Source organism: Luteitalea sp. (genome assembly GCA_009377605.1).
Taxonomy (GTDB): Bacteria; Acidobacteriota; Vicinamibacteria; order Vicinamibacterales; family Vicinamibacteraceae; genus WHTT01.
In genome coordinates this window covers 1-23,442 of sequence record WHTT01000091.1, presented here as the reverse complement: position 1 = coordinate 23,442, position 23,442 = coordinate 1, and the positions used below count along the sequence as shown (strand labels likewise).

16 protein-coding genes are annotated in these 23,442 nt (G+C 65.7%); 8 read left to right on the top strand and 8 right to left on the bottom strand.

Annotated features, from left to right (window positions below; genetic code table 11):
- On the top strand, positions 1-150 hold a 150-nt coding region (locus GEV06_23185), incomplete at its 5' end, for a chromate transporter (protein ID MPZ20787.1).
- 255 nt (positions 151-405) lie between these two features.
- Here GEV06_23185 and GEV06_23180 read toward each other — a convergent pair.
- The 7 genes from GEV06_23180 to GEV06_23150 form a co-directional block, all read right to left on the bottom strand.
- Positions 406-2,016 (bottom strand): MFS transporter, encoded by a 1,611-nt coding sequence (locus GEV06_23180; protein ID MPZ20786.1) that lies wholly within the window; start codon positions 2,014-2,016, stop codon positions 406-408.
- 52 nt (positions 2,017-2,068) lie between these two features.
- Positions 2,069-2,551 (bottom strand): cupin domain-containing protein, encoded by a 483-nt coding sequence (locus tag GEV06_23175; GenBank protein ID MPZ20785.1) that lies wholly within the window; start codon positions 2,549-2,551, stop codon positions 2,069-2,071.
- A complete protein-coding gene (locus GEV06_23170; GenBank protein ID MPZ20784.1) occupies positions 2,548-3,471 on the bottom strand; it encodes a phosphoenolpyruvate hydrolase family protein in 924 nt (307 codons plus the stop codon). The genes GEV06_23175 and GEV06_23170 overlap by 4 nt, the downstream gene beginning before the upstream one ends.
- Before the next feature lie 26 nt (positions 3,472-3,497).
- Complete coding sequence (locus tag GEV06_23165; protein ID MPZ20783.1) at positions 3,498-4,760, bottom strand: UPF0261 family protein; 1,263 nt, start codon at positions 4,758-4,760, stop codon at positions 3,498-3,500.
- Entirely contained in the window at positions 4,760-9,127 is a 4,368-nt protein-coding gene (locus GEV06_23160) for a c-type cytochrome (protein MPZ20782.1), read from the bottom strand. Before GEV06_23160 ends, GEV06_23165 begins: the two co-directional genes overlap by 1 nt.
- A 206-nt stretch (positions 9,128-9,333) precedes the next feature.
- Complete coding sequence (locus tag GEV06_23155; GenBank protein ID MPZ20781.1) at positions 9,334-11,121, bottom strand: sigma-54-dependent Fis family transcriptional regulator; 1,788 nt, start codon at positions 11,119-11,121, stop codon at positions 9,334-9,336.
- A gap of 2 nt (positions 11,122-11,123) precedes the next feature.
- Positions 11,124-11,753, bottom strand: coding sequence for a hypothetical protein (locus tag GEV06_23150; GenBank protein MPZ20780.1), 630 nt, complete (start codon positions 11,751-11,753; stop codon positions 11,124-11,126).
- Between the two features lie 367 nt (positions 11,754-12,120).
- Between GEV06_23150 and GEV06_23145 the strand changes: the two genes are divergently transcribed.
- The 5 genes from GEV06_23145 (at position 12,121) to GEV06_23125 (ending at position 20,477) form a co-directional block, all read left to right on the top strand.
- The gene (locus GEV06_23145; GenBank protein ID MPZ20779.1) at positions 12,121-15,447 is read left to right on the top strand and encodes a carboxypeptidase regulatory-like domain-containing protein; all 3,327 of its coding nucleotides are present in this window, start codon (positions 12,121-12,123) and stop codon (positions 15,445-15,447) included.
- Positions 15,448-15,471: 24 nt separating this feature from the next.
- Positions 15,472-16,977, top strand: coding sequence for a tetratricopeptide repeat protein (locus tag GEV06_23140; protein MPZ20778.1), 1,506 nt, complete (start codon positions 15,472-15,474; stop codon positions 16,975-16,977).
- A gap of 140 nt (positions 16,978-17,117) precedes the next feature.
- Entirely contained in the window at positions 17,118-17,561 is a 444-nt protein-coding gene (locus GEV06_23135) for a hypothetical protein (protein MPZ20777.1), read from the top strand.
- A 202-nt stretch (positions 17,562-17,763) separates the two neighbouring features.
- Positions 17,764-19,545: a copper resistance system multicopper oxidase gene (locus tag GEV06_23130; GenBank protein ID MPZ20776.1), complete on the top strand. Its 1,782-nt coding sequence runs from the start codon at positions 17,764-17,766 to the stop codon at positions 19,543-19,545.
- A gap of 29 nt (positions 19,546-19,574) precedes the next feature.
- Positions 19,575-20,477, top strand: coding sequence for a copper resistance protein CopB (locus GEV06_23125; GenBank protein ID MPZ20775.1), 903 nt, complete (start codon positions 19,575-19,577; stop codon positions 20,475-20,477).
- Positions 20,478-20,602: 125 nt separating this feature from the next.
- Here the strand turns inward: GEV06_23125 and GEV06_23120 are convergent, their stop codons facing one another.
- Positions 20,603-21,325: a helix-turn-helix domain-containing protein gene (locus tag GEV06_23120; GenBank protein ID MPZ20774.1), complete on the bottom strand. Its 723-nt coding sequence runs from the start codon at positions 21,323-21,325 to the stop codon at positions 20,603-20,605.
- On the opposite strand from GEV06_23120, the gene GEV06_23115 reads away from it, so the two are divergent.
- Positions 21,291-22,898 (top strand): hypothetical protein, encoded by a 1,608-nt coding sequence (locus GEV06_23115; GenBank protein ID MPZ20773.1) that lies wholly within the window; start codon positions 21,291-21,293, stop codon positions 22,896-22,898. The genes GEV06_23120 and GEV06_23115 overlap by 35 nt on opposite strands.
- A 235-nt stretch (positions 22,899-23,133) precedes the next feature.
- On the top strand, positions 23,134-23,442 hold a 309-nt coding region (locus GEV06_23110), incomplete at its 3' end, for a CBS domain-containing protein (GenBank protein MPZ20772.1).

Sequence of the window (23,442 nt, the reverse complement as noted above, 5' to 3'; positions counted from 1 at the left end):
GTGTCGTGGCAGCTTGGGCGCGCTGCGCTGGTCGACCCGCTTACCATCGTCCTCGCGCTGCTGAGCCTGCTGCTACTGCTCCGATATCGCGTGAGCTCCGCATGGCTGATTGCAGGGGGCGCCATCGTGGGATGGCTAGTGGCCTTGTAACCGCTGAATCGGTAGTGGTCTCGTAGCGCCCTGAGCTCATATCAGACACCATGTCGTCTCCTCCATCGAGTCAGCTCTGGGTTGCCGCCGCGGCCAGCGTGGCGGCGAGCAGGACGGCAACGAATGGCAAGCGTCGTATGGTCATCTTAGAACCCTCCTGTTACACGACGAGCCCGACGCCAGGCATGAAGTGTGTGGATGAGCTCGGCGCACGGGACTCGGCTATTGCCGAGTGTTTCCTAAGAGTCTGCCCCATCACTCGGCGCTCTGGACCGTCGACTGAGCAGCTGTCGCTACCTCTAGACGCTCGACACGATAGCCGCCCTTACGCCGATCGCTGATGTACATCGCCCCGAAGAACGCAATCAGGATCAGTGTGAACGGGGCGACGAACCGCAGCGCTTGCTGGCCGCCGTATCCCTCGGCTGGATTGATGACCGCGGCGGCGCCGGCGATGAGCGGCTCCTGATCCTCGGGGATACCGCTGCCGACGATCCCGCGCAGCGCGTTGGGCACCGCTTCGCCGACGATCCGGCCGTTGGCGTTGTGGTCCGCCAAGGCGTGGCGCGTCGCAACGACAGCCCGCTCGACGTCGCTCGCGCGATAGCCAAGCTGACGCAGCTCTTCGACGCTGGCCTGCTCGGCTCGAGCGATGTAATCGGGCAGCGTCTGGTCCGCGCGGCTCAACAGTGCGACTGCTTCACCGCGGCGCTCGTCGGCGTCGAGATAGCGGGCCAACTGATGATCGCCAATGAGACCGATGCCCGGGACGCCGATGGCGCCGGCCGCACCCAGCCCTACCCCGCACGTCAACACGATGCCCAACGAGCCGGTCCGGGGGAGACGTTCACTGACGATGCCCACGATCGTCGGAAAGAAGAACGCCACGCCGAGACCGAAGAACGTGGCCGCGAAGAAGGCGGAGATCGTCCCTTGGGCCATGCTGAAGAGCAGCAGTCCCGTGCCTGTGAACAACGCCGCCCCGCAGAGCATGCCGGGCGGAGAGAACCGTTCGACGAAGTGGCTGGCGAACAGCCGCAGTACCATCATGACGAACGCAATCCACGACAGCAGGAGAATCCCTGGCACACCCAGCCGGGCGAAGATCTCGGGAATCCATCGATTGGATCCCAGCTCGAGCGAGATGGCAATGCCCATAATGACGAGCAGCGCATACATCAGCGGGTGCGTCAGCGTGTAGCGGAACATCTCCTTGACCGGAATGCCCGCCGCGGTGTTCTCCGTGGGCGGAAACGACTGTGGCAGGACCATGGCGCCGTAGACGACGATCGGGACGTAGACAATGCCGATCTGAAATGTCCAGTGGTAGAGGAAGCCGCCGGCCACATGTGGAAGCTGGTTCAACGTGTATCCGACAATGCCCGCGATGAGGATCGCCATCGGGAAGAAGGCGTGGAACAGATTCAGCTTCGTCGTCTTGGCCTCTGGATACAGCGCGGCGGTGAGCGGATTGCCGACGACCTCCACCATGCCATTGCCGCACGCCAGCAGGATTGCGCCGAGCATCAGCAGGCCAAAGGCGGCACTGGGGTTGGCCCGCAGCGACACGGCAGCGATGAACAGCGTCAGACCCAGCACATGTCCGACAAATGCCAGCACGGCTCCCTTCTTCATGCCGTAGCCTTCGAGCAACGGCCCCAGGACGAGCAGCGAGATCGCCATTCCCCAGAGCGCCGCGCCACCGATGAGCCCAGCCTGATAGTTGGTCAGGATGAACTCCTCCTTGAGCTGCCCGAGCACGTTGCTGATGAGCGCAAAGGAGGCGCCGGTGGGAATCAGTGCCAGGCAAATGCCGACGAAGAGCCGACTACGATGCACGTCCCGGGGGTCTGCTGCGGTGTCCATGGGTGATTGTCTCCAGAGAAGCTCGCGTGGGCGGCCCTCTTCTCGCCTCGCGTCACGTGCCGCGCCGAACGCGCCGGCGCCCCGTCTTGGGATCGACCTGCGGATAGGTGAATGGCGCACGCAAGCTGCGCCACGGTTCCTCCTCGTAGCAGTCAACGAGAAACGGCCCGTCCGCGTTCGCCGGCGACAGGATCGCCAGGAAGGTCAAGGCCTCCTTCGACGAGTTGTGAATCGCATGTACCACATTCTTCGGGATGAAGGCAATTTCGCCCGCCTTGAGACGGCGCTTCTCCCGGTCCACCCACTGCTCGGCCACACCGTCCACCACGTAGATGATCTCCTCACGCGCCGGATGGTAGTGGAACTGGTGTCCCGCCCCGGGCCGCATGGTGATGCGGACGAGGGTGAGCTGCTCGGTCCCGGTCAACCCGGGCTTCGAGAGCCACCAGTGCTTGCCCCAGGGGGCGAGCTCCACCTCTGCGCTCTTCGACGTAATGAAGTGCACCGCCTTCTTCCGAGCCGCGCGGCGCTTCATCGTACGCCTCGACGCCTGGCCATCTTCGACCGCTTTCGCGAGGCCGAGCGCGTACTCTGTCCGGAGATCGAGAGCGCGCGCCTCCCCGCCGCAGCAACCGCGCGCCGTGCGTCGACGGGCAGCCGGATGCTCTTGAACATCCTGATCTGGTCGGAGATCGCGCGCTCCGCCGGGAGGCGCTCCACCGAGCTCGCGCCGTAGAAGCCGTCGACGCCCCGGCAGTTCGTGATGATGTACTCCGCGTCGGGCGGCTCCGAGATCGGACCGCCATGACAGATGACGAGGACGTCCGGGTTCACGCCGCGCGCCGCGTCCGCGATCTCCTGGATCCGCTTCACGCAGTCGTCCAGCGTCTTCGAGCTCTTCGCGCCAATCGAGCCGCCAGTCGTCACACCCATGTGGGCGACAATGAGGTCGGCGCCGGCGTCCGCCATGCGCTCCGCCTCCGCAGGATTGAAGACGTAGGGGGTTGTCAACAGGTCCATCTGCCGTGCGAGCTTGACGATGTCCACCTCGAGCTGGTAGCTCATGCCGGTCTCCTCGAAGGCCACACGGATATCGCCGTCGAAGAGCCCAACGGTCGGGAAGTTCTGGATGCCCGCGAAGCCCAGCGCGCGCAGCTCCTCGAGGAAGAGCCTCGGAATGATGAACGGATCGGTCCCGTTGACCCCCGCAAGGACCGGTGTCGTCTTCACGACCGGCAGCACCTCATAAGCCATCTCCTTCACGATCTGGTTGGCGTTGCCATACGCGAGGAGACCGGCCGAGCTTCCACGACCGGCCATGCGGTAGCGGCCCGAGTTGTAGACGATCAGCAGGTCGATGCCGCCCACCTCCTCGCCCTTCGCGGAGAGGCCCGTACCGGCGCCGCCGCCGATGATCGGCTCGCCGCGCGCGATCTGCTCGCGGAACCGCGTCATGATACCCTCGCGGGAATTGTCCACGCTCACATTGCCTCCTGGCTTCCCTCAACCAACGAAGACGACCCCGGTTGCATCAGCTCGAGCAGCTTGCGGGCCGCCGCGTCGGCAAAGTCAGGATCGTTGATGTGCAGATCCAGCTCGGCGACCTCCACGCCGCGCGCGCCGGCACGGATCGCGTCATGGAGAGCCGTGCGCGCGGCCGGGTCGTCGAATGGCTGGCCTTCCCTATCGATTGCCGACACGCCCCGCGCTGGGAGCAGGACCGAGACCGGGCCCTTCGCGCTGGAAAGCTTCCGTGCGATATCGCCGCCGATCCGAGCACTTTCCTCCGGTGTGGTCCGCATCAGCGTCACGTTCGCATTGTGCCTGTAGAAGGTCCGGTCCTTGAACGCCGCAGGCACCGACTCCGGCGCGTAGAAGTTCACCATGTCGAGCGCGCCCGTGGAGACCACTTGTGGAATGCCTTCCCTGCCCGCCGCCGTCAATCGATCAGGTCCGGCCGTGAGAAAGCCTCCGACGTGCTCATCCGCGAGCTCGGTGGTGGTGACGTCCAGCACGCCGGCGATGACACCCTCACCGATGAGCGACTCCATGGCCTGGCCACCGGTACCGGTAGCGTGGAAGACCAAGACCTCGCAACCCGCGCGCTCCAGGGTTTCGCGGGCCCGCTCCACGCATGTGGTCGTCACGCCGAACATCGTCGCAGCCACGAGCGGTCTGTCGCCCGGCTCGGGTGCGGGCGCGGGCCGGGTCACGAGTCCAGCCATGGCCCGCGCGGCCTGCGAGAGGACCTGCCGGCTGATGCGGTTCACCCCGGCGATATCGACCACCGAGTTGAGCATGAAGATATCTTTGTCGCCGACGAACTGCCGGACCATGCCGGACGCGAGCGTGCTCACCATGACCTTGGGCACGCCAAGCGGCAGCACCTTCATCGCCGCCGTCCCAATCGTCGTTCCCGCCGAACCGCCCAAGCCGAGCACTCCCGCGACCTCGCCTTGCGCGTGGGCCTCGCGCGCGAGCCGCGCGGCGCCCTCCGCGGCCTTGGTGACGGCGTCGCCGCGATCGGCCTTCTTCGCCACCGCCTCAGCCGATGTCTCCGCCAGCGCGAAAATGCGCTCGCGGGGCACGTCCGCCACGACAGCAGACCCGCCGAAGGCGCCGACGTCGACGAGCGTGACCGAGATCCCCCACGACGCGAGCAGATCGCGGACGAAGGCGGCCTCACGCCCCTTGGTGTCGAGCGTGGCAAAGAGGAAGACGGAACCTGGCACGGCACGGCTCATCAACGTGTCGAACGGGCCGCCCATGTCACGGCATTCGCGAGAAGTGTCTTGAACGCCGCGTGCTCGTGCACGCGCTGGTCGTGGCCGAGCGCGATCCCGACGATTCGAGCCGTGGAGTGCTTGGTGACCCACACGGCGGGATGCGGTTGGTCGAACTTCACGCTCGGCGAGGTTTCGGCAAGTACTTCGATGGGCGCAGTGCCTGGTGGACTCTTGTCCGGCTCTGCGTTCACATAGTACAGCTCGTCCTCGACCTCGAACGACGCCGGCACGCCCTTCATCACAGGATGCTCTGGCTTCACGGCGTTGATCGAGAAGGTGCCGATCGGGTCGTGGCCGCGCGCACCACCACCGACAATGGACGCGTTCAACTCGGGCCACTCGGGAAAGCCGTACCACGTGCCTGGATGCAGCATGACGATGCCCTTACCGGCAGCGGCAAAGTCGAACAACGCCTTCCGCCAGGCGGGCGTGTCGAAGAATTGCCGGTTGACGCTGACGACGGCCACATCGGCGTTCGCGATTTCTGCCGCCGCCTGGTCGCGATCCTCCGTGTAGTTGACGCTGAAGCCCGCGGTCGTGAGCGTAGCGCCGTCGGTCGCGCCGAAGAAGCGCTCGAACTCGTGCGCGCTCCCGCCACCAATGATCAGCACCTTCGTCTTCCCAGGCGTCCAGACGACTGGCTTGGTTGAGGGCAACGGCGCATCGTCGGGCCCGCCTTCCTTCGGGCCTTGCGCGCTCGGCGCCGCTGTCCCGGCGGCAGGCTCGGCGCCAGCCGTGAGCATGAAGGCGAGGATGTCGCGCAGCGCGTCGGGGCCGAGCGCCTCGAGGCCTTCGGGCATGAGCGACCGGCGCGTGTTCTCGCGTGTCGCGATCTCCTCTTTCCTGAGCTGGACATCGCCGCTGAGCGTGCGCAGCATGATGGCTGCGTCGTTCTCGGCCACGATGACGCCCGCCAGCGCCTCTCCAGATCCGGTCGTCACGTTCCATTGCCAAAAAGTCGGATCCACCTCGCGGTTGGGGTCGATGATGTGGCCCAGCAGCTCGGCGTGGCCGTGAGCGCCCATCCCGGTCAACGGGGGGCCGACGTCCCTCTCTCCGACGTCGGCCAGCCGGTGGCAGGTACCGCACGCACCAGTGAACAGTGCCTTGCCCCTTTCGGGGTCGCCCGCTTTCTCGACCTCCGGCAGGAGGGTGGCAATGACCTCACTCTTCTGCGGCGTCTGCGGGGTCAGCGCGTCGAGGAGCTCGGTGGCTTGTCGGGCGACCTGCTGGCTGGGGTGCATGCGCAACCTCGCGACGTTGCCAGGTCCGAGCGTCGCCGGAGTGATCCGGCCGTCCTTCATCGCAGCAAGCAGCGCAAGGGCAGACCCCGGACGCTTCACGATCAGATCGAACAGCGGCGCAGCGTTCGTCCGGGCAAACGCGTCGACCAGCACCGCGTCCACGTCGCGGCCGGGAGTGTCGCCCAGCGTTACGAGGAGCCGGTCCCTCAACGCTTCCGACGCGCCCGCCTCACCTAGGACCGACTCGACGATGGAAAGCACCTCGGAACGGACCTGCGGGAGGCCGAGCAGGCTCTCCGCCAGCTCGGCCCGTCGCGCGTCGCTTGTCCCGGCCGCTCCAAGCTCACGCAGCAGGACACCCGCATGGCTCTCCGCGCTCGTGGCGAGCCGACCCTCTTTGTCCCACTTCGCGATGATCGGCAGCGTGGCCGCCGTTGTCGCGGGGTCGTCGAGCAGCCTCTGCAGCGCGTCGATCGCGGCGGCGTCGAGCGCGATCGTCCCGCCTTCCATCCGCGCCACGGCACGTACCACGGCAGGCTTGAGCGCCGCCGCCTCGCTCGGGGCATCGGCGGCCAGAGCCAGCAGTTGGCCAGCATGATCCGGCAGGGCCGCAGGCAGGATGGCCGCGACGAAGTTGGTCAGCGCCTCCGGCTGTCGGTAGGCCAGCGCCTCCGCCACGAACGCCGGCATCTGATCGGTCGCCGCTGCGACAATCGCCGACCGAGTCCAGTTATCGGTCGCCTGCGCGAACAGGTCGAGCTGCGCTTGGCGCTGCTCTGCCGTTTGCGCCATGCGCGCCCGCTCGTACACCTCGAGCGCCTTGCTGCCCATCGGCTTCTCGAGCTGCGCGAGTCGCGCGTCTGACGCGTAATTCTCACGGGCGAGCCGCCAGGCCTGCTGCTTGACGTGCGCGTTCGGGCTCGTCTCGATGACACGAATCAGCGCGTCGAGATCACGGGGGTCCAGCTCTGGCACTTCGAGGGTCTTCGCCTGCTTGTGCTGCACGCGCCAGATCCGCCCGAAGTAGTGATCCCGATCGGGTCGGAGCGCGGCGTTGGCGGGGCCGTGCACCGGCCCGCGCGTGTCGTTGTGGATGACGGCCTGATTGTAGAAGTCCACCACGTAGAGCGCACCATCCGGCCCGACGCGCGTCTCGATTGGCCTGAACCAGAGATCGCGGCTGCGCATGAACTCTGTCTGCTCGCGCCCCGCCTCCTTCCGGGTCGTATAGCTCACGCCATCCGGCTCGACGAACTGATGGTGCACGATGTTCAGCGTCGGCTCACCCGTGAAATAGCTGTAGCGCCAGCGATCGGGCCATGCGCCGCCGTCGTACACGGCGCAGCCTGCCGCGGCCGTGAACTGGCCCACTTGGTCAATCTGCACGTAGGCCTGCTCCGGCCAGGTCATCAGCGGATAGGTGCTCTGGCCGCTGATCATCCCCTTGTAGGACGTCGTCTCGGCCGTCCTGCCCTTGGCGAGCACATGCTCGGGCAGCACGGTGTGGAAGAAGACAGTGCCGCTGGTCGGCTGTGTCCAGAACACCTGACCGTCCCACGTGATGTCGAGCCCCCACGTGTTCCCGCCGCGGCTGCTGTACTGCTCGAAGGCGCTTCCGTCTGGCCTGAAGCGCACGACGCCGCTGCTGGCGCGGCTCAGCACCTTCTGGCCGTCCGGCGAGGTGACCGTTCCCTCGCTGTACCCGTGGGTGGCATAGATCCAGCCGTCGAGCCCCCAGCGAAGGTTGTTGATGACAGCGTGCGTGTCGAAGATCCCGAGACCCGTGTAGAGCTTCGTGCGCTTGTCGGCGACCTCGTCTCCATCCGTGTCCGCGAGATACCAGATGTCCGGCGCGGTCGCCGCAATGACACCGTCCTTGTAGAAAACAAAACCGGTCACGAGCTCGAGCTTGTCGGCAAAGACGTGCTTTTGATCCATGACGCCGTCGCCGTTGGTGTCGGAGAGAATCGAGATGCTGTCCTCCGGATCGCGCGCCTGCTGTGTGGGGTGGAGCGAGCCGGTCTCTTTCCACTGATCGGTCGTCGGCACGCGGCGACCGTTTGGATACTCGGGCGTTTCCGCGACCCACAGCCGGCCTCGCTCGTCCCAGTCGATGCTCATCGCTTTGGTGATGAGAGGCTCGGCTGCGACGAGCGTCAAGTCGAATTCTGGGTGGACCTCGATCTTCTCCGCGGCTTTGGCCGGATGGGTCGGTCCGCCTTCGACGTAACGGAGCGTGTCGCCACGCTCATCCTCCTTCAGCAGCTCGTCCGCGTCTGGGCGCCCGCCCGCCCACGCGATACCGCGCAGCAGGATCGCGCGATAGTTGGGACGGTCGAAGTTCTGGTAGAGATGGCCAGGGATCGACACGAAGGCGCGATACGGCGCACGCCCGCCGTCGATGGTTCGCTCGTAGGTCCACATCTGCGGCTGGAAGTCGTACACGCTGACGGTCTTGCCGCCGCCGGTGAGCTCGTCGGCGCGCTTCTGGGCCGCGACGTTGCGCGCGCCCGACGGCTTGGGCGTGTAGGCGGCCGCAAGAATCCGCGCCTCGGGCAGGATGTCCATGTCGTAATAGATCTCGTCATCCATCGACCAGTTGGACGCGCCTTTGGTGATCGAACTGTCGCGGTCCGTGAAATAGAGATGCATCGGGCCCTCGAGCCACTTCGTCGTGCCCTCCCGCCACGAGCCTCCGACGATGCCCTTGAACCAGTCCGTGTCGCTTGATACCGCGCCCGCGTGAATGACGACAACGCCGCCGCCCCGCGCGAGGAAGTCGCTCAGGTTCTTGCGATCCGACGGATCCGGAATGTTGCCCGCTTCCTGCGCGTGGAGGATCAGCACATCCGTCTCGTCGAGCTGGGCCCTCGTGGGGAACCCGTCACCGCCCCGCGCGCTTGCACCGTGTGCGTTGAGCAAGGGTACCCACTCACGCAGGAAGCGTGGGTAATCGTGCGCGCCGGGCCCGTGCGTCTTCGGGCCGGAGCGGATGAACACGCGTAACGGGTCCTGCGCGGCCGTGGTGAACGGAATCAGCCCGGAGACAACGATCGAAGCAAGGAGTAGAACACGTCGCATCGTGGGGATCTCCCTCGAGGCCAATGAACGAGTCGGGCGGTACCGCGGGACTTCGCGCCGCCAGCGGCGGTCCGCTACGTAGGAAACCCTGAAATGAACAGCATTGCGCTTAGAGCGAAAGCTTACACGCCCGGAGCCACCTAGCAATGGGTAAAAATGGGTAGAGCCGATCTGACGACACCCCTACAAGTGGTACGTCGTACGTCTCAGGGAGGTGCCGGATGTGCATCGCTTCCTTTGTCCAGCAGTCCGTACTGCTGCATCTTGTTATAGAGCGTCTTGCGCGAAATCCGGAGGAACTGCGCCGTCTCCGCCCGCCGAAAGCGGTTTCGTCGTAAGCCGTCCAGAATCCACTCGCGCTCCGTCGAGAACGATGCGCGAGACGTCGCAGCGGCGGCGTGCGGCTGTAACAGCGGCCGCAAGTCTCTGGCGCTCAGGCTGGACTCGCGCGCGGCCAGCGCTGCACGCTGGAGCACCGAGCGGAGCTCGCGCAGGTTCCCCGGCCAGTGATGGCCGAGCAGAGCACGGTAGGCAGATGGCTCCAGCTCCGTATGGCTGCCCGCGGCTGTGCTGCGCAGGACAGCTTTGGCGAGCATCGGTACGTCCTCGAGGCGCTCGCGAAGCGGTGGCAAGTCCACCCGGATAGTGCCGAGCCAGTGCGCAAATCCGGGATCGAAGCGGCTTTCATCCGTCTCTCGATCTGGATCGAAGCGGCTGATGCCAATGAAGCGGACATCGAGCTCGTGGAGGGATGTATCCCCACGCGGCCAGAATCCCCCAGCCCGGGCCGCCTGAAGGATCTGCCGCTGGATGGCCGCATCGAGCTCCCCCACGTCGTCGAGCACGAGACTGGAGCCATGGGCCAGCTTCAGCCAACCGGCACGGCTCTTCTCCACGCCCGGGAATGCGCCTCCGACACAGCCGAATAGATTGAGCTCCGCCTGATCAGCGCTGGCGGGCTTGCAGCTCGCGGCAACCAGGATGCGGCCTCGTCCGACTCTCGCTTCGTGGATCGCCCGCGCCACATCGCTTCGTCCGCTCCCCGGCTCGCCTATGATGAGAACCGGGAGATCGCTCTCCATGGCGTGCGCCACTTGGTCCCGTGCTCGGCTCATCGCCTCGCTGGAGCCGATGAGCGCATCGATGGCCAGCTTGCGGTTGAGTTGACGCTCGAGAGCATCGACTTGCTTGCGCAGGGCGCCGACCGTCCTGAATGCGGTGGTTGCCATCTCGATGGCGCTTTCGAGCGGAACGCGGTCGATGGTCGAGCCGCCCACGTACCCGTCGGCCTTGGCGATGCGGCACACATAGTCCATCTGCTCTGGAGTCACGATGGGCCCGCCCTCGACGACGCACCGTATCTCGCTGTTCAGCGCGCGCACGGCATTCACGAACTCGGCCGCCGCCCTCGCCGCATCGTCGAGCCCGAGCGCGCTGTCCACGCCGACCGCGCCGCCCACGTTCCACCCAAAGGCGATGTTGACGATGTCCACCCCGGCGGCGGCCACACGCCGCGCCTCGTCGATCGTGTAGACGTACCCCAGCGTCCCAAGGCCCCGAGCCTGGGCGGCACGGAGGAGCGCGATTTCACTGTCGAACCCCAATCGGGACTCCTCGAGGAATTGGCGGAACTGGCCGTCGAGGAAGACGCAGCTCGGGAAGTTCGCGACACCGTGAAAGCCTGCCGCTGCGATCGAATCGACGAGCTCGGCGAAATCGTCCACCCCGAAGGTTGTCGCTCCGAAGAACACGGGCAGTGAGGTCTGGGCCAGTATCTCCGATCGACCAAACTCCATGACCATGCGATTGGAATCGCGCAGCGCCAGCTGGCAGGCGGCCGATGGCGCGCCCATGCTCCTGAAGCGGCCCGCATTGAGCGCAAGTAGAAGGTCTGCGCCTCCTCGCGCCGCCGCCTTCGCCGCCATGCCCGTGCCTATGGCCGCCGCCAACAAGAAGCGACCGCGCTGGGGTACGGCGCTCTTCGCAGATCGCATTCTCACGCTACTCCGGACCCTCGCCGCACGTCGTCGGGCCGAACGATGAACGACAGGGGCACGATCGGGACGTGGCTCGCGCGCTCTGCCCCTCCGATGCGGCGCACCGCTTCGATGCTGGGATCGCCATCCGACGCCGTGGGAGGCCCTCCATGAGCCACCAGAAAATCTGCGCCGATCGCCAGTAGGCGCTCAGCCGCCGCGACCGTGCGCACGAGGCCCGCGACCCGAAGGCCGGCGGCGGCGCAGCCAGACAGGAACTCGAGCTCGCGCTCGATGCCGAGCGACAGCTTGTCGAACGTCGCGCCGGCGGCACCGTCGATGAAGGAGATGCTGGGACAGTTGATGACGCCGCCCACACCCGACTGCTTGATGCGGCAAATGATCTCTCCGGCCGAGCGAAACGGATCGACCATGAACACGGCAGCGTACACGTCTGGCAGCGACTTCCTGGATCCCACCAGCGCGTCGAAAAGAGCTCCATTCGCATCATGGGCGGCAAGAACACTGATCCAGATGCCGGTGTCTCGTGAAAAGCGCTCGAGCCAGGGACAGAAGATCCACCGCTGGTTCACGGAACCAACCTGGCGCACCGAATCGAGCGTCTGTATCAGACGAATCTGGACGTCCATAGCACACGTGAACGGGCGCCTCGGCGAGGCGTCGCTACCCTGCCGTGATCGTTTCTCTTCTGTCACGGTTTGGTCGCCGTGTCCAGTCGGAACGCGCAGGTATCGGCATTTCTACCCATTTTTACCCGTCGACGCAGGGCCTGCCGCTGGTAAACTTCTGCTCCAGACCGATTACGACAACAGGAACGCGCCCCGTGTGGTGAATGTGTCCGCCTGAAATGTCTCATCAGCGACACGGGGCCGAGAAGAGGTCGGGCGCGTTCGCCGACTCGTCCGCCGTAGCGCGGAGCGCGAAGGCGTGCACGCGCCGTCCGAACGCTTCGGCGAGATAACGGCCGCCTCGGCGAGGCGGCCCTACCTAGGAGGGATGGTCATGAACGCAGTCCATCGATCCGGCGCACTGCAGGGAATGGCTCGCGCGCTCGCGGTCGTACTCGGACTCTGTGTGTTGGGCGCTCCGAAGCTTGCCGAGGCACAGTTCAGCGGGCAACTCCAAGGAACGGTGACGGATCAGACCGACGCCGCCCTGCCCGGCGCGATGGTTACACTAGAGAACGTCGAGACCGGTGTGAGCGCGACGGCAACAAGCGGCACGGATGGCGGCTTCCGCTTTCCCAACCTTGCGCCGGGCCCCTATCGTGTCACCGTCGAGCTCGCGGGGTTTCGATCCGCATCGGCAGATGCGCGGGTCCTGACGCAACAGACCTCCAACGTGACCATCACCCTGGAGGTCGCGACCGCCACAGAAGAAGTCAGCGTGACGGCGGCGGCGCCCGGCATCGACGTCGCCGACTCTCGCACGCAAGCGACCTACCGCGAAGAGGCGCTGCAGAGCCTCCCGTTCCAAGGACGCAACTTTCTCGGGTTGATGGCGATCGCGCCCGGGGTGACCGGCAAGGGCGCCATCGGCGGCGGCGCGCCCGGCGACGCACCGGACAACTTCTCGACCGAGAAGACTGTCGACGTGAGCGCCAACGGCCGCACCTCCGGCGGCAACCAGTTCGTCATGGACGGCCTGAACACCACCAGCAACATCATTCAAGGGGTCGCCAACCTCTCGCCGAACCCCGACGCGATCCAGGAGATGGCCATTCAGACCAACACGTTCAGCGTGACGGAAGGGCGGGCCAGCTCCGTCAACGTCGCCATCACCACCAAGTCGGGCACGAACAGCGTGCGTGGGACCGGGAGCTACATCTTCACCAACCAGGACTTCTGGGCGCGCAGCTTCTTCAGTGACGCGGCCTACGATCCGTTCTACAAGCACGACATCTCGGCGACTGTCGGTGGCCCGATCGTGCGGAACAACACGTTCTTCTTCGCGTCCATCCAACCGCTTCGGTCGCGGCTGACCAGCGCAGACACCGTCCGCACCTACGAGAGCCCGGAGCTCGTCGCCTGGGCGCAGCAGCACTTGCCCAACACACAGGGCACGCAAATACTTTCAGACCACGGGATGACCAACGTCGTGACGACCAACGTGCTGCGGACGGCGCGCGACGTCATTGGGAATCAGTGCGGCACGGCTGCCTCGCACAATATCCCATGCGATCTGCCGATGGTGGTTGAAGGGCGGTCCGAGCCAAGTCCCTTCCGGAACGGCTTGCAGTGGAACGCGCGCCTCGATCACTACCTCAATGGAGGCCAGGATCGGATCTATGGCAACTACTTCCGCACGACGCTCGATACGGAGTCGACGGCGGTTCGCGCGGGCTACGAGACCGTCAACACGAACGTCAGTGACGCGGTGCAGATGAACTGGACGCGCACGCTCACACCGAATCTCGTCAACGAGTTCGCGTTCGGGTGGCTGCGCGTGGAAGGCAACAGCTCGACCGATGCTGGTCTGCCGATCGAGATCCCCAACATCAACGTCGACGGCCAGAACGTCGGTCTGTCGCCCGGCTGGGGTCCGGCCACCTTCGTGCAGAACAACTTCAATTGGAAGAACGTCGTGACCTGGATGAAAGGATCGCACCTGGTCAAGTTCGGCTTCCAGGCGTGGTACGGCGATGACGATGCCAGGTTCGATGGGGCGTACGGACGGCCGACCTTCGAGTTCTCGAACTTGCTGGAGCTGGTCACCGACGACCCCCGCGAGCAAAGTGGTGTCTCGTACGATCCGCTCACTGGCGAAGTGGGCCGCGGCGGCTATCGTCATCTCATGAGCACCTTCGGCGCCTTCGTCCAAGACGACTGGACGATCACGCCGAAGCTGACGCTCACGCTCGGCCTCCGCTGGGACGATTACGGTGACATCTGGCCCGATCGAGACAAGACGACGAGCTTTTCGAACATCTTTCTCGGATCCGGCAGCACGCTCGACGACCAGTTCGCGAGCGCCTCCGTGCGCGCGGTCGACAGCTTGTACGAGCGTCGACTGAGTCGCAACTTCAGCCCGCGCGGCGGGTTCGCGTGGGACCCGACTGGCGATGCCACATGGGTGGTGCGCGGCGGCGTGGGACTGTACAAGGACTGGATTCCGCTCGGCGAAGCCAATCGCATCCGCGGCAACCCCCCAGGCCTGCTCAACCCCACGTTCCGGCGCGGCGAGGAGATCGCGCCGATCTTCGGTATCGGCGCATCGCGGAGCTTTCCATTCGGCTTCGTGCTGCCCACGCTGCCGTCGAGTGAGCTGGACGAGAACGGTGGACTGCGTGGCGCGCGGCTCGACGCGGGTGGCATCGATCGTGACATCACGCCGGCAAACACGTTGATTTACTCGGTGGGGGTCGAGCGCGAGCTGTTCTGGAACCTGATCGGCGGCGCCACCTATAGCGGATCGCGTACCTGGGATGGGATCATCGGGACCGACTTCAACCGATATTCCGGTGATCTCCTCGACGGAGAGCTCGACCGGCTCAACCCGAGCTTTGGCTCGATGTACTGGGAGTTCAACGGCAACGAGATCGACTACAACGCCCTGATCCTGAACCTGCGCCGCAATCTCACCGGGCGGACGTCGTTTCAGGCGTCGTATACGCTCTCGCGGGTCGACGACTACGGGCAGGCAGGCACGCGCATCAACCGCGACGGGCCGTTCCAGCTCGTGAGCCAGACCGATTACGAGCGCTACAGGGCGAACGCCGACTGGGACCGCCGGCACCGCTTCTCGTTTGCTGGCACGTACCATTTCCCCTCACCCTCCGGCGGCGGGCCACTCGGGCGCGCGCTACTCGGCGACTGGATGCTGGCCGGCATCGGGATCTTCGAAAGCGGTCCGCCGATCAACGTCGTCAACAGGGCGGCGTTTCAGCCGTTGCTCGACGAGAACGGCGAGGTGACTGGATACCTGCCCGGCAGCGGCGACTACAACGCCGACGGCTTCGACTATGACTATCCGAATCTACCATCGCGCGACGACCGAGGATCGCACAGCCAGGACGAGTACGTGAACGGCCTCTTCACGGCGGCCGACTTCCCAGGCCCGGAACCAGGCACGCTCGGCACGCTGCCGCGCCATTACTATCGTGGACCGGGCTTCGCTCAGGTGGACCTCGGTCTCGTGAAGGAAGCGTCGTTCCCGTGGTTGGGAGCGCGCGGCACGCTGCAGCTCCGGATTGATGCCTTCAACATCTTCAACCGGGTCAATCTGAACAACGTCGACGGAGACCTGGACGAGGCGACCTTCGGCCGGGCAACCGAAACGTTCCAGCCGCGGGTCGTTCAGTTCGGCGTGCGAGTGTCGTATTGACTTTGGGTGTAGAAAGGAAGCCGCATGAGCGCAATTGGCGGTGCGGTTGTCCCGCTGCTCGTCTCCCTCGCGTGCGCGGCAATCGGGTCGCGTCCAGCCGCGGCGGGCCAGGCGCCGCAGACCGCAGACACGACCTCCGACCGTGCGGCGGTTGTCGCGGCCCTTCGCGGCGGCCAAAACGACGCCGCGCTCGGATTGGTCGACCGAGCGTTGGAGCGGGCGCCCGAGGACCCGCAGCTGTGGGCGCTCAAGGGCGTCGCGCTCACGGCCCTGTCGCGTGAGCCGGAGGCGCTGGCCGCATATCGCCGTGCCGTGTCGATCGATGACCGATACGTGCCGGCCCTGCAAGGCGCCGCGGAGATCGAGTACCGCGCGCGACGGCCCGAGGCTGGACCGACGCTCGAGCGGCTGATCGCTGTCGATCCAGAGAACGAGGTTGCGCACGGCATGCTCGGCGCACTGGCCTTCGACCGGCGCGACTGCGGGGCGGCGGTCGCGCACTTCGAGCAAGGCGGCGACGTGGTCAACGGCAGCGCCGCGGCCCTCGACCAGTTCGGTCATTGCCTGTACATGGTCGGGCGCCTCGAGGATGCCGTGCGGGTCTTCGAGCGGCTGAAAACCGCGACGCAAGATGACCCGGCCGCTGTCATGAAGCTGGCCGTGGCGCTCCACGCCGGCGGTCGATCGCGGGAAGCGCTCGTCCTGCTCCGTCCAATTGCCGCCCGGCCGGATGCCGACGGTGCCTTGCTGAACCTCGCGGCGGAGGTCCATGCGAGCCTGAATGAAGTTGCCGAAGCGATTGCCGCGCTGCGGCGCGCCATTGCCGCCGCGCCGCACGACGAGGCGCACTACCTCAGCCTCGCCTCGCTCTGCTTGGAGCATGAATCGTACGACCTGGCGCTCGAGATCGCCAACGTGGGCCTGCACAACGCCCCCGAATCTGCGCGTCTCCACACGGTACGCGGCGTCGTCCACGCGCAGTTGGGCAACCATGAGCGCGCAGAAGAGGACTTCGAGCGCGCCAGCCGGCTCGAGCCGGAGCGGCCGGTAGGCCGCGTCGGACAGAGTCTTGCACTGCAGCAGGCGGGCCGCGTCGAGGAATCGGTGGAGCTCCTGCGCCGCGAGTCGCAACGACATCCGAAGGACGCCGCAACGCTGTTCCTCCTGGCGCGGGCGCTTGCCAGCGCGGGCCCGGCGGCAGGATCGTCCGATGCGCGCGAGGCGGAGCAGGCGCTCCAGCGGGCCGTCACCCTCGCACCAGATTTCGGCGAAGCGCACGCGGAGCTGGGCAGATTGGACGTCCGCGCGGGAAAGCCCGCACTGGCCCTCGTCCACCTGCGCCGCGCGCTCGACCTCGATCCGTCGAATCGACAGGCCATGTATCAATTGCTACTGGCGCTGCGCCGCGCGGATCGCCTCGACGAAGCGGCGGAGGTCAAGGCCCGACTGCGCCAGCTCATGGAACAGGAGCGGAACGACGAGGTCGAGCGGAACCGACTCCAGCTGATCAAGGCCCCGCCCTCTCCGTAGCGCAACACCCACCTGGATCGGCGGCTCATACGTTCAGACTAGCCGACGAGACAGAACGGGGCGATACATCAATCATTAAAAGTTGTTCATCATCGCCACGCGTTGGGGCCCAGCACCCTCCGGCTGGTTATACTGAAGCCGTGAATCATTGGATGCAGGCCGGCATCAGCGTGCTCCTGCTCGCGGCGCTTGCGGTAGCGCCAGTATCGGGCGCTGTGTGTGCGGTCCGGTGCGCGTCCGCCGGCAACCAGCCGTCCCAGGATGCCGGCGCGACGTCAATGCCTCACGCCACCACGACCAAGGATTGCCACGGTCGACCGGCGTCGGGCGCCGCCCAGGTGAGTGCTGAGGCCGCCCATCCCTGCGGTGACCACGACGGGATCCGTGAAGATCGCACAGCGTCTCTGCTGCCCGGTCGAGACGACACGAGCCTGCTGTTGCAGACGGTCGCGGCCACCGCGGCTTCCCCTCCTTCGGAGGTTGAGGCGCTCGAACCACCGGCGGCGCTCAGCGCCTGGCGGAGCCTGCGGCCCCCCGTCGCACCACCGGCTCCAACCCGCGCCACTGTGGTTCTACGGATCTAATCCTCTCTTCCCGGGCGCATCCGCGCCTGTTCTCTCCTCCGATCCTTCATTCCCTCGCTGACTGGCGGCAGGCCATGTGCCGTTGGTCGTGGAGGGCATTGAACCGTGGGCAGAAGCGCGACCATCACGACACGTCGGTGATGGACCGCTGGAGTGATAGACGATGAAAGCGAATCAAGACCTCTTCCCCCTCGCGCGACCAATGCCGCTGTCGCGGCGGACCTTCGTGAAAGGGCTCGCCGCTGCCGGCGCGGCCACCAGCGCGGGTATCCTCCGGAGTGTCGCGTGGGCCGAGGCACAGTCACGCTCAGCACCCGCCGTGCTGTCTGGCGCCGGCTTCGATCTACGGATCGGGGAAACGACCGCCAACATCACCGGCAAGTCTCGAACGGCCGTCACGATCAACGGCTCGATTCCTGGACCGACCTTGCGCTGGCGCGAAGGCGACACGGTCACGCTGCGTGTCGCCAACACGTTGGATGAGGACACATCCATCCATTGGCATGGCATTCTGCTGCCCGCCAACATGGATGGCGTACCGGGCCTGAGCTTCCATGGCATCCGCCCGGGGGAGACCTACCCCTACCATTTCACGGTCCGACAGCACGGCACCTACTGGTATCACAGCCACTCCGGGTTTCAGGAGCAGCAGGGCGTCTACGGGCCGCTCGTGATCGAGCCGCGTGAAGCCGAACCGTTTCAGTACGACCGCGAGCACGTCGTGATGCTGAGCGACTGGACGGATGAGGACCCGAGGCGTGTCTTCGCGAAGCTCAAGAAACAAGCCGACTACTACAACTTCCACCAGCGCACGGTCGCCGACTTCGTCCGCGATGTGCGGGAGCATGGCCTGCGGACCACGCTCGCCGAGCGTGGCGCCTGGGGCGAGATGCGCATGAGCGATCGGGATCTGGCCGACGTGAGCGGCTACACCTACACCTACCTGGTGAACGGGCAAGCTCCCGCCGCTAATTGGACGGGCCTATTCGAACCAGGCGAACGTGTCCGGCTGCGCTTCATCAACGGATCGGCGATGACACATTTCGACGTCCGGATCCCTGGCGTGACGATGACGGTCGTGGCTGTGGATGGCCAGCACGTGCAGCCGGTCACGGTGGACGAGCTCCGCATCGCCGTCGCGGAGACCTTGGACGTCGTTGTGGAACCGTCCGGACAGGAGGCGTTCACGATCTTCGCACAAGCCATGGATCGTACCGGTTACGCAGCTGCCACGCTGGCCGTGCGCGACGGACTCCGCGCGGAGGTCCCAGCGCTCGATCCACGTCCGAGTCTGACCATGGCCGACATGGGGCACGGTGGTATGGGGCACGACATGCGCGGGATGCCGAAGTCGGCGGACGACCCGCACGCGGGTCACACCATCCCGGCGCAACAGCCCACCACCGATCCGCATGCCGGCCATGACATGTCCGCCATGGGCGCGGAGATGCAGTCGCACCCGGTCAGTGAGAACAGCAACCCCTTGGTCGACATGCAAACGATGATGCCAACGTCGAAGCTCGATGACCCAGGCATCGGCCTCAGGGACAACGGGCGGCGCGTGCTGACCTATGCGGATCTGAAGACGGTGTTCCCCGATCCGGACGGGCGCGAGCCAACCCGCACGATCGAGCTCCACCTCACCGGCCACATGGAACGATTCGTCTGGTCGTTCAATGGCATCAAGTTCTCCGACGCAGAGCCCATTCGTCTCACCTACGGCGAGCGCGTTCGTATCGTGTTGGTCAACGACACGATGATGGCGCACCCGATCCACCTACACGGCATGTGGAGCGACCTCGAGGATGATGAAGGGCGGTTCCACCTGCGCAAGCACACGGTGGATATGCCGCCTGGCAGCAAGCGCAGCTTCCGGGTGACGGCCGATGCGCTGGGCCGATGGGCGTTTCATTGCCACATGCTCTACCACATGGAGGCAGGCATGTTCCGCGAAGTACGCGTCGAGGAAAGGAGGTCGACGTGAGACTCGCGAGGGCAGTAGCGGTCTTCCTGATGGCCATCGCGTGGTCCGGCTCGTCGTTCGCGCAATCGGCGCCCGCACCGTCAGCATCGTCATCGTCATCACCATCGCGGCAGGCATCGCAGAGACCCGCCGGTCACCAGCACCACCAGCACCCACGCCAGGAGCCGGCGGAAACGCCGCGGACGTCATCGCCCCAAGAGGATCCCGAGGCGTCGTATCCCCTACCACCCAATGTCCCTCCGCTCACCGACGCGGACCGCGAGGCAGCCTTTCCCGACGTCCAGGGACACAAGACGCTCGACAATGCCTTGAACTACTTCCTGCTGTTCGATCAGTTGGAGGGTCTCGCGGGTGGAGACCAGGCGGCCGGAAGCTGGGACACGAAAGGCTGGATTGGATGGGATCGTGACCGGTTCTGGTTCCGCACGGAGGGCGAGGGAGAAGGCGGCCGCCTCGGAAAGGCGGAAGCGCACCTGCTGTATGGACGTGCGATTGCGCGTTGGTGGGACGTCGTGGCTGGGATCCGTCAAGACTTCGAGCCAGGGCCAGCGCAGACATGGGCCGCCATTGGGATCCAGGGCCTCGCGCCGTACTGGTTCGAGGTCGAGGCGACCGCCTACGTCGGTGCGTCCGGCCGTACGCGGTTTCGGTTGGAGACGGAGTACGAGCTGTTGCTGACGAACCGACTCATTCTCCAGCCACTCGTCGAAGTGAACTTCGCCGGCAAGTCCGACCCTGAGCGCGGGATCGGCGCGGGACTCAGTACCGCCGAGGCGGGACTGCGGCTCCGGTACGAGGTCCGCCGCGAGCTCGCGCCGTATATCGGCGTCGTCTGGAACCGCAAGTTCTTCGGCACCGCAGACTATGCCGAAGCGGCGAATGAGGAGACGCGCGGCGTCCGTTTCATCTTCGGTGTGCGCTTCTGGCGGTAATCCATCGACGCGTGTGTTCTGGAGCCGCGTATTACGGCGCAGCGGACTTCCAGGACCGCATGCGGCAACTCGAACCGTGACGGCCCGCACCTGAGAGCCAGCGGTGTCGTGCTTCTCCGCGTTACTCATGCGCCTCTCTTGGCTGACTGGGAACGGAACGCCCTTGGGCTCATTCCCCGTTTCCGTTTGAAGGCCGTGCTGAACGCGAACGGGTCGGCGTAGCCGACAGCCTCGGCCACCTTCGCCACACTCAGGTCCGGGTCCGACAGCAGGTCCTCGGCTGTGTACATGCGCCATTCGGTGAGATAGCTCAGAGGTGGCTGGCCCATGACCTCGGTGAATCGCTTGGCGAAGTGCGCCCGCGATACCTGCGCCTCGGCGGCCAGCGAGCCCACCGTCCACGCCTCAGAAGGGCGCTGGTGGATGCCGTCGAGCGCCGGTCCGGCCACCGGATCCATGGCCCCCAGATACCAGGCCGGGGCGTCGGCGCCCTTCTGGTCAAACCAGCATCCCAAGGTGCAGACCAGTCCCCAGTCCAGAATGCGGTCGATCAGAGCCTGGGCGCCCGGCTGATGTCGGCGAGACAGGGCGTCCCTCATCGAGGTAAGCCAGAGGACGCCGTCAATGTCCTCATGGAGCACCAGCGCGGGCGGAAGAGTGTGCAGCAGCCGCTCATGGCGGCTGCGAGTGGACCGGTATCCTCCGATGAGTGAGCGGTTCGTCGAGGCAATCGACCGCTTCGTTGAGCGCGAAGGAATCGCGCCGCCTCTGTTTACAGAACGGATACAGCGGCGATATACATTGACGTGACTTATGCCTCTGTCCCGACGCGTTTTCCTTCGTGGCACGGTAGCGGCGAGCTTCTCCTGGCCGTTCGTGGCCCGTGCTCAAGAGCGATCCATGGGCCACCGTGCCTTTGGGCATGGCGTGGCCAGCGGCGACCCCCTCGCGGATCGGGTGGTGCTGTGGACGCGTGTCGCACCAGTCGCAGGCGAGGTGGTGGAGGTTCGATGGCAAGTGGCGCGTGACGCAGGCATGCAGGAGCTCGTCGCCCGCGGCACGCAGCCTACGACGCGGGCGCGCGACTTCACCGTCAAGGTCGATGTCGCAGGCCTCGACCCGGCAACGACCTACTACTACCAGTTCGAAGCGCGCGGGATTCGCTCGCCAATCGGCCGGACGCGGACCTTGCCCGTTGGCAGCGTCGACCGCGTGCGCCTTGCCGTCGCCTCCTGCTCGAACTACCCTTGGGGGTTCTTCAACGCGTACCGGCGCATTGCCGAGCGTGCCGACCTCGACGCCGTGCTCCATCTGGGTGACTACCTCTATGAGTACCAGAACGGTGCGTACGGTGATGGCACCTCGCTGGGCCGTGTTCCGCTTCCGGACAAAGAGACCGTCACGCTTGCGGACTACCGGCTGCGCCATGCCACGTACAAGAGTGACGTCGATCTCCAGGAGGCGCATCGCCAACATCCCTTCATCACGGTCTGGGACGACCACGAGGTCACGAACAACCCGTGGACCGGCGGCGCCGCGAATCATGACCCCGACGAGGGCGAGGGCGACTGGCTCACCCGCCGTGCGGCGGCCGTCAAGGCGTATTTCGAGTGGATGCCCATTCGCGATCCAGGCATGACGCGCCAGCTTCAGATCTATCGAGCGTTCCCATTTGGCGATCTGCTGGATCTGGTGATGCTCGATACGCGGCTCACCGGGCGCGATGAGCAGGTCCCGCGTGAAGACGTCACCGCTTTGATGAGCCCGACGCGGACGCTGCTCGGTCCCGCGCAGGAAGCGTGGCTCGCTGGCGAGCTCGTCGCCTCGAAGCGGGCCGGCGTCACCTGGCGTGTGCTGGGCCAGCAGGTCATGTTCGGACCAACGCTCCACCCAGAGGGAGGCATCCGGAATCCCGACGCGTGGGATGGCTATCAGGGCGCACGACAACGTCTGTTCGATCTCTTCACGCGTGAGCGCCTCGATAACCTCGTGGTGCTTGCCGGTGACGTGCACAGCTCGTGGGCACTGGATGTTGCACCCGACCCGCTGAGTAAGACGGCTTACGATCCCGACACCGGACGCGGGGCACTTGCCGTCGAGTACGTCACACCCGGCATCACGTCACCAGGGGCGTATACGGACGAGCCGGAAAAAGCCGAGACCGGCCTCGCGCCGGTGCGCGCCCGCAACCCGCACATCAAGCTGATCGACGCGGTTCACCGGGGTTACATGATCGTGGACGTGACGCCCCAGCGCGCCCAGGCGGAGTGGTTCTTCACGCCGACGGTCACCGAGCGAACGAACCAGGAACGCTTTGCCGCGGCGTTTGCCACCGCGGCCGGCGCGAATCATGTGGTGTCAGTCCGCCGCTCGCTGCCACCCCGCACCGATCCGCCCGCGCTTGCCCCAGATTCCCAATAGCGCCTTCCAAGGCCCCTCGCGTCGCGCCTTAGCCCTAAATCTGTCGGGTCTAGCAAGCGTCCGAGAACCGGCGCACGCCCACGATGGTCGGCCCGCTGAGGTGCAAGTTGGCCCGCCTCGCGATGAGATTGTGTGGCCGGCGCACCTCGCGCATAATCTCCTAGATCGCTACAGATTCGGCGCTGTCGTTCGGCCACATCCGAAGGGGAACGTGCCGCGCTCCGGGAGAACGATCATGACGACAACGGTTCGGCAGATGCTCGAAGGCAAGCGCGACGTTTGCTGCGTGGAGCCTGAAGACACGGTCTACGATGCCTTGCGCCTCATGGCCGATAGAAACATCGGCGCCGTCCTCGTGCTGGTGGCAGAGAAGCTCAAAGGCATTCTCTCCGAGCGCGACTACGCGCGTAAAGTGATCCTCGTCGGCAAGACATCGAAGGAGACGCGCGTCAGCGAGATCATGACGACGGATGTCGTCTGCGTGACACCAGGGTGGACCGCCGATCAGTGCATGGCGCTCATGACGGAACGGCGCATCCGTCAT